General features: G+C 65.0%; 7 protein-coding genes. 3 read left to right on the forward strand and 4 right to left on the reverse strand.

Features of this window, described 5'->3' with window-relative positions; genetic code table 11:
- The first annotated feature begins 220 nt into the window (after positions 1 to 220).
- A complete protein-coding gene (locus Q7A36_RS38235) occupies positions 221 to 649 on the forward strand; it encodes a hypothetical protein (RefSeq protein ID WP_305109035.1) in 429 nt (142 codons plus the stop codon).
- 52 nt (positions 650 to 701) lie between these two features.
- Here the strand turns inward: Q7A36_RS38235 and Q7A36_RS38240 are convergent, their stop codons facing one another.
- Both Q7A36_RS38240 and Q7A36_RS38245 read right to left on the reverse strand, forming a co-directional pair.
- Entirely contained in the window at positions 702 to 1,775 is a 1,074-nt protein-coding gene (locus Q7A36_RS38240; RefSeq protein WP_305109036.1) for a sigma-54 interaction domain-containing protein, read from the reverse strand.
- Positions 1,776 to 2,250: 475 nt separating this feature from the next.
- A complete protein-coding gene (locus tag Q7A36_RS38245) occupies positions 2,251 to 2,847 on the reverse strand; it encodes a hypothetical protein (protein ID WP_305109037.1) in 597 nt (198 codons plus the stop codon).
- 431 nt (positions 2,848 to 3,278) lie between these two features.
- Between Q7A36_RS38245 and Q7A36_RS38250 the strand changes: the two genes are divergently transcribed.
- Positions 3,279 to 3,950, forward strand: coding sequence for a hypothetical protein (locus tag Q7A36_RS38250; RefSeq protein WP_305109038.1), 672 nt, complete (start codon positions 3,279 to 3,281; stop codon positions 3,948 to 3,950).
- On the opposite strand, the gene Q7A36_RS38255 is transcribed toward Q7A36_RS38250, so the two are convergent.
- The gene (locus Q7A36_RS38255; protein ID WP_305109039.1) at positions 3,943 to 4,371 is read right to left on the reverse strand and encodes a site-specific integrase; all 429 of its coding nucleotides are present in this window, start codon (positions 4,369 to 4,371) and stop codon (positions 3,943 to 3,945) included. The genes Q7A36_RS38250 and Q7A36_RS38255 overlap by 8 nt on opposite strands.
- A gap of 30 nt (positions 4,372 to 4,401) precedes the next feature.
- On the reverse strand, positions 4,402 to 4,626 hold the full coding sequence (locus Q7A36_RS38260) for a site-specific integrase (protein WP_305109040.1): 225 nt from the start codon (positions 4,624 to 4,626) through the stop codon (positions 4,402 to 4,404).
- Positions 4,627 to 4,657: 31 nt separating this feature from the next.
- Here Q7A36_RS38260 and Q7A36_RS38265 point away from each other — a divergent pair.
- Positions 4,658 to 5,037 (forward strand): hypothetical protein (locus Q7A36_RS38265; RefSeq protein WP_305109041.1); only part of this gene is annotated, 380 nt, incomplete at its 3' end.

Consider the following 5,037-nt stretch of genomic DNA (forward strand, 5'->3'; position numbering starts at 1 on the left):
TATGGCGCGCCCGGTGAGCAGCACTTCCCAGTCCCGGGCACCGGCGGTCGCTTCGTGGACGTCCCGGCGGCCGGCCCCGGCGGACGCGTCCTGGCCGGCGAGGTGAAATCCTACACGCGCTGGATCACCGTCGAGGAGCAGGCCCAGCGCAATGCCGTGGAGCTGACGCCCAGGTTGCAGGAACAGATCACCCGCCTACCTCGCCGGCCGCGACGCCTGGTTGGCAGAGCTGGTCGCGCGCTCCGACAGCATGCTGGAGGAACTGGCCCAGATCCTCAGCATCTCGCCGCCACGCTTGGTACTGGACGACCCTTGGCGCGGCCTCGAGCGTCTCGCCGCGTTCTTGCAGAATACGGATCTCGACGGGGCGACGGAGGATGCGCGAATTTGGCTGCTGAACCGTGCGGGCCTGCTCATCGCACGCGGCCTTGTCAGCCGCTTCGGCGGGATGCTCGCTGTGCAGCGCGATCCGGCCCAGCGCTTTTTCGGCAACTACGTCGTCGGCGGCATGCAATGCCCCGCCGGGCCGGACGCCGTGTTGGACCCGTTCGCCGTGGCCCATGCGGCGATCTATGAGCGGCCGCGCCCGAACCTGCTCGCGCTGGTGGCGGAAGCGGAAGCAGCATTGGCGAAGCCTGTTCCAGGGTGATGGCAGCCTCGACGAAGTATCCTCGGGTGGCGGCCGCGGCGATCCCCACGGCTTAGTCCGGTCCCGGCCGCGGCAATCCCGGCACAAGCCCATGATGCTTCAGCATCCGCCCCATGGCGCGCCGCTCCACGCCGGCGCGCCGCGCCGCCTCGGACACGTTGCCGCCGGTCTCGGCGATCAGGCCGCGCAGGTAGCGCTCTTCCGTCTCGCGGCGGCCGCGTGCGCAGACCTCGCGCAGCCCCCCATGCGCGTGCAGCCGCCCGGCCTCCGCGGCGGGCGCCGCGCCGGGCCGACGACTGAGGCCGGGCAGGGCGAGCCGGCCATCCTCGGCCAGCAGCACCGCGCGGTGCATCACGTTCTCCAGTTCCCGGACGTTGCCGGGCCATGGGTTCGCCATGAGCCAAGCGAGCGCGGCGGGATCGAGCACCGGCACGGGGCGGCCATAGAGCGTGGCGAAGCGCATCGCGAAGTGGCGCGCCAGCAATGGGATGTCCTCTGGCCGCTCCGCCAAGCAGGGAAGGTCCATCGCCAGGATGTCCAGCCGAAACAGCAAATCCTGCCGGAACCGCCCCTGTACCACCAGTGCGGCAAGATCAGCGTTCGTCGCTGCCAGCACGCGCACATCTGCGGTGCGGGCCGAGCGGCCGCCAACGGGGCGGTATTCGCGGTCCTGCAGGAATCGCAGCAGCGCTATTTGCCCGTGCGGCGACAGGCTGTCCACCTCGTCTAAGAACAGCGTGCCGTGCTCAGCCGAGGTAACGAGGCCCGGGCGGTCAGTGCGCGCATCCGTGAAGGCGCCGCGCACATGGCCAAACAACTCGCTTTCGAGCAAGGTGTCGGGCAGCGCACCGCAGTTCACTGGCACGAAGGCGTGGCCTGCCCGGCGGCCGAGATAGTGGAGCGCGCGCGCAAAGAGTTCCTTCCCTGTACCGGTCGCGCCACGCAACAAGACGGGCGCGTCGCAGCCGGCAAACTTCGTTAGTAAATCGAGTGCCGCCCGGAAAGAGGGTGAGTGGCCGACAAGACCGAAAGCCACCACTGCCGCATTAAGACGCGCCTGTACATCGGTGTCAGCGCTTCTTTGAGGATCCCCGACCGCAGCACCAGTGTGAGCTTTCGGCGCCATGCCCGCCCTCCTACCGGAACACCGCTATTGGCATGGAGCGTGGCTGTAGTTGTAGCCTAGCAGCCGGCGCTCCTCGCACGTCCTACAACCAAGGAGCTGTCTGGGTTTATTTATTGAAAAAATTCTCGATGGAGTTCAAAGCTTAGCTTGCGCATGCCGTTAGGCTATTCGCATGGTGCGTGGCGCCAGAAGAGGCCGCCCCTGAGTATAACGCCGGCAAGCCGCCGACCTGCCTGAAAGCCTTTGACCACCCGCAAGCGAATAGTCGCGGCCTTACCAATGCGTCCGGGGCTACAGCGCCGCACCACAAATCGCACTCGGAGCTCACTCCGCCGCGGCACTCCGGCATATCTTCACTGTCGACAGAGTCTTCTTCATCTTACGCGGAACGTGCTTCTCCAAGCGATCTAGGAGCTGATTCCAGCGGTTCCCCTCGTTTGCCCGAAGTGTTGTCCAGCTCAGATTATATTTTGCCTTATTCCTCAGCGCGGTTTGGGCGCAAAAACGAAGCTCCTTCGTCTGAGCCTACACCACTCATCATTCTCATCATCATCATTGTATCAATTAAGTCGGTTTTTTTACTTCCATCAGCCTGTGCGTTACCAAAAAGGAGCAACGGCATCATTCTCTCAATACCCCCCATTTTTGTCATATCTTCGGCCCCAAAGGCTTCAAGTAAACTTGCCACTTTTACAAAAACTTTCTGTGGCACTACCCCAAACGGAAGTATGACTCCCGCCCTTGGCGCGTGCTCTACGACAGTCCCAGCCATCAGATCTATGCCCTTAATTCGCCCATCCTCGTTCGCCTCAAGAACAGAAATAACCTTAAATGGATTATCGGATACGACAACCAGATCATCGGCTTTGATCTTGGCCGTCGGAATGCGCAGCAGATATTTCTCCGACCCGTCCAATATAAAGGCCGTTACGTCGGCTATTTGCCCATTCTTACCGACAACATACTTCCCATCAGGGGTTCGAACGGCCACGTCACCCATGAAGCTAAGTTTCAAGTTACCCGAGGTTTCTTTCCCGATGGACACACCGCCCAGAAAAGCTTGCATATCCATTTCTAGCCTCCGATGGATTTCGCCTTCGGCGTCTGTTATTCCAGCAAATCGCAATAAATGTTGCTAGGCTGTTCGGCGGATCTGGTCTGCTACGCTGCATTGCAAAGCAGAACTTATGAAGTCACCTATAGAGAAAGTATCACCATAGGTGCTGGACAGGTTCGTGTTCATGCAGAACAACAACCTTTCCGCCGCATCTTACCTGTGCGTAGGGCAGTGCTGCAGCAAAATTGAGCGGGTCAACCACACATCGGGATCACAGTTCGTTGAGTTCTGGCGTCGTTGTTAATGGCACATTAGGAGCCCGGGATGAGCCCCAAGCGATTCCCGACTATTTCCCTCGCTAAGAGTCTGAACGTGAAATAACCGAGTAGATCAGCGCGGAACCGATACGTTGGGCCGCGCCGACCCACCGCCACCATATTGGGCCGATGTCGCCCGTTGGTATTCTGAACCCCGTTGATCTGCCGCCGCCGTCTGCCCGTCGCGTTCCCCGCCCCAGCCGCGGCGACGACTGGAACATCCTGGCTGACGTGGAGGTGTTCGTCTTCGCCGTTGAGGCAGAGCTGGAGTTCATGGACCGTGAGCGGATCGGGTTGCACCGCCGTGACCGCAAGCCGGACCTGAGCTTGCGGCGGCGCCTCATCGGGCTCATCTGGATGCTGACCTTCGGCGGCATGCAATGGCGCATCGCCGGCTGGCTCTCGGGCATTCCCTTCACCACGCTGCACACGAGCTTCGCCCGCTGGTCCCGGCTCGGGCTGTGGCGCCGCCTAGGGCAGCGTCTGGCACTTGATTGGCGCCTGGCTTGCGACGATGAGGTCCTGCCCCAGGCCAAGGTCTCCGGCTGGTCAGGCCCGAGCCGCAGCAGCCGGTCGGGGACGGGCAGCAGCCGGTGCAGGTCGAGCGGGCAGGCCCGGCTGGCCGCCGCCCGCTCGGCGACCCGGCGCTGCCGCGCCTCGGCGGCGTCACGCAGTTGGCCGGCCAGGATGCGGCATCCCTCCAGGCTGAGGCTGCGCCGCTGCGGCGCCGGGGGTACCGCCAGCCGATGGAACCAGTCCTCCGCCGCCGGGTCGAGGTCGTGCGCCCAGGGGATTACCTAGGCGCCGGCCGCCGCGGCGCGGAAGCCTGCGACGTCGCCAAGCTCTCCGGTGACCCTAAGGTGGTGGTAGAGCCAGTCCGTGTGCGGCAGCGCCAGTACACCGCTTTCCGTGGCATGGCCAAACGACTCCCCTGCCCCAGCTTCTTGACCGGGCTCTCGCTCAGCAGTTTGGCCCGGCGCACATAGCCCCGCATGGTCCTGAGGTCGCGGTGGCGGGTGTGGTCCATGATTTCCTCGTCGCGCGCCCCCTGGCGGTAGGCCTCGGTGATGAAGCCGGCGCGCAGTCCATGCGGCGATAGCCGCTCCAGCCCGGAGACCGTCAGCCCGGTCTGCACCGCGCGGCGGCGAAGGATCTGCCGCACCGCATCCGGGTGCAGCGCCGCCGGCTCGACATCGCCCCAGCGATTGACCTTGCGGAACACCGGCCAGAAGCGGCGGCCGCTCGCCTCGATCTAAGCCTCCACCATCGCCTGCACCGGGCAGGTCTCGGCCTTGCTGCCGCGGGGGATGCCGAGCTCGGCCCCCTGCCCCGTTGTGTCGGTCTTGCTGCGCGGGATCTGCAACCGGAGGCCCTCAGGCGTGAAGCTGACATGCTCGCGCGCGACGGCGACCAGCTCGGCCCGGCGCAGCGCGCCAGCATAGCCGAGTAGCAGGGCGCGGTCGCGCAGGTCGGCCAAGCTGCGGGTGCGGCAGGCGGCGACCAGCCGCTTGATCTCGGGCGTGGCGAGCGCGGCGGGCCGGCCGGCCGTGCGCGCGGTGGATGCCGCGCAGGGTGTGGTGGATCGCCGGATGATCGGTGGCGAAGGTCTGGTTGGCCAGGCGGTGGTACTGGCCGATGGCGGCGAGCCGCTTGGAGCGAGGCGCGGCCGGCAGCGCGATGCGGCCACTCAGGTGGCACCACTCGGAAAAGGCCTGCCAGCCGGCCTGGTAGGCGCGCAGCGTCGCCGGGGCGCGCGAGGCGCGGGCAGGTCGGCCATGGCGGGATTCCAGCAGCTTGCCGCGATTGTGGGTAAGAGGGGCAAAACCTGTGGCAGTCAGGCGGGCTGGCAGCGGCTTCGCACCAGGTCCGGCAGGTATGGAATGACGCT

The sequence above is a fragment of the Paracraurococcus lichenis genome, assembly GCF_030657435.1.
Lineage (GTDB): Bacteria > Pseudomonadota > Alphaproteobacteria > Acetobacterales > Acetobacteraceae > Paracraurococcus > Paracraurococcus lichenis.

Coding starts and splice junctions, on each gene's coding strand:
- Q7A36_RS38245 (WP_305109037.1), bottom strand. CDS start 2,847: ATGGATATGCAAGCTTTTCTGGGCGGTGTGTCCATCGGGAAAGAAACC.
- Q7A36_RS38240 (WP_305109036.1), bottom strand. CDS start 1,775: ATGGCGCCGAAAGCTCACACTGGTGCTGCGGTCGGGGATCCTCAAAGA.
- Q7A36_RS38250 (WP_305109038.1), top strand. CDS start 3,279: ATGTCGCCCGTTGGTATTCTGAACCCCGTTGATCTGCCGCCGCCGTCT.